Here is a 1348-nt window from a genome sequence, read left to right as displayed (position 1 = left end):
CTGGTAGAAATTCCGCCGCTGGATGGCCTGCAGCCAGTCGGCGATGCCATGCAGCGTCGCGTCCGTCGGGGCGTAGTCCCGGATGCGCGCGGCCGCGCCCTTGGAGTGGGACCAGTAACCTTCGAAGCAAGCCCCGTCGCCCTGGCTCCAGAAGCCTGAGAACCAGATGCAGGGCTTGGCCCGCGTGCCGCCGCCCATCAGGCGCACGGGCGTGGTTTTGAGACGAATGCCGAGGATATCGCAGATACGCTCGAAATCCTCGTAGACCGCGTCCCACCAGTCGTCATGGGGGCCAAGCTCGCGATACCAGCTGCGCGCCTTTTCCTTGGCGGCATCCGAGAGTTCGGGGAACTGGTAGACTGTTGTGCAGATGACCTCAGGCATCGACCTCCTCCCCGTTTAGCGCGGCGGCCAGCCATTCCTGGCTGCTCGTCCAGCCGACGGATTTCTGCGCGCCGAGGTCGATGACATGCGCGCCGCCGCCGAAGGCGTCGAGGCGCGGGCGGGAACAGGTCAGACCGTACTGAAACCCCCAGAGGCCGGTGAGCTCGAAGTCTTCTGCAAGGCGCAGCACGAAACGGATAACCGCCTCGACATCGCCGTGCTCGTCGTCATGGATCCAGAGCGTGCTGCCCTCGGGCGCGTCCTGGCGCTCAAGAGTGAAGCCCGAGACCTCCGGGTCATCGGCGTCCTGATCCGCGGCGCGCAAGCGCTGGAACAGGGCAAGGGCCCGGGCGGCCTTGTCGGGGCTGCCGACGTCGATCAGGCATGAGAAATGGGTGAAGTAATCCGCCATGGGGACCTCCTGAATGGGGAAAACCCGGCCGGGCGGCCGGGCGTTGTGTTGGAATGAAGGGGTGGTTGGGGGTAATCAGCCGTTTGGCTGGTCGCCCGCCGCCTGTCGCGCGGCATGGGCGCAGAGCATCTGCTGGTAGAAGCGCTTGCGCGAGGTCCGGAAGCCGCGCACGGCGCGCGTGTCGGGATGAAGCGCCCGGACCGCTGCGCGCAGGACGGCGTAAGGCGAAGCGGTCACCGGCAGGCCGAGGCGATGATAGGCCGGGTCGGTCATGTCAACTGACCTCGACCAAGGGCGAGGCGAGATGCGGATCGACCAGCGCCTCGATCCGCTCGGACCGGCCCATCCAGGGTTCGGGTCGGATGGCCTTCACCCAGTCGGCGAAGCTCGGGATGAAGCCGAGGTCTTCCTTCACGTGCTGTTCGCCGACCCAGCGGGTCGGGATGATGCGCCCGGTCGAAAGCGTGAGGGTCGGACCGAAAATCGTCTCGGCCATGAAGATACCCTCGGCATGTTATCTGGACAGTCAAACTGTCTCTTTTCGAAAACCTC

The 1348-nt window shown here is 65.7% G+C and carries 2 protein-coding genes and 2 pseudogenes; all 4 read right to left on the bottom strand.

From position 1 onward, the window contains the following. Positions 1–384 (bottom strand): annotated as a pseudogene (locus A8B82_RS21480) (antitoxin of toxin-antitoxin stability system); the annotation flags it as partial. Next, complete coding sequence (locus A8B82_RS21475; RefSeq protein WP_067297244.1) at positions 377–796, bottom strand: hypothetical protein; 420 nt, start codon at positions 794–796, stop codon at positions 377–379. The pseudogene A8B82_RS21480 and the gene A8B82_RS21475, both read right to left, overlap by 8 nt. Before the next feature lie 75 nt (positions 797–871). Then, the gene (locus A8B82_RS21470; protein ID WP_047998245.1) at positions 872–1069 is read right to left on the bottom strand and encodes a hypothetical protein; all 198 of its coding nucleotides are present in this window, start codon (positions 1067–1069) and stop codon (positions 872–874) included. Between the two features lies 1 nt (position 1070). Further along, a pseudogene (locus A8B82_RS21465) lies at positions 1071–1310 on the bottom strand (DUF6915 family protein); the annotation flags it as partial. Positions 1311–1348 lie beyond the last annotated feature (38 nt).

Source organism: Sulfitobacter sp. EhC04, assembly GCF_001650875.1.
In the GTDB taxonomy this organism is placed as follows: domain Bacteria; phylum Pseudomonadota; class Alphaproteobacteria; order Rhodobacterales; family Rhodobacteraceae; genus Sulfitobacter.
Note: the sequence above shows the minus strand (reverse complement) of the source record. Positions and strands in the feature narration are given on the sequence as shown.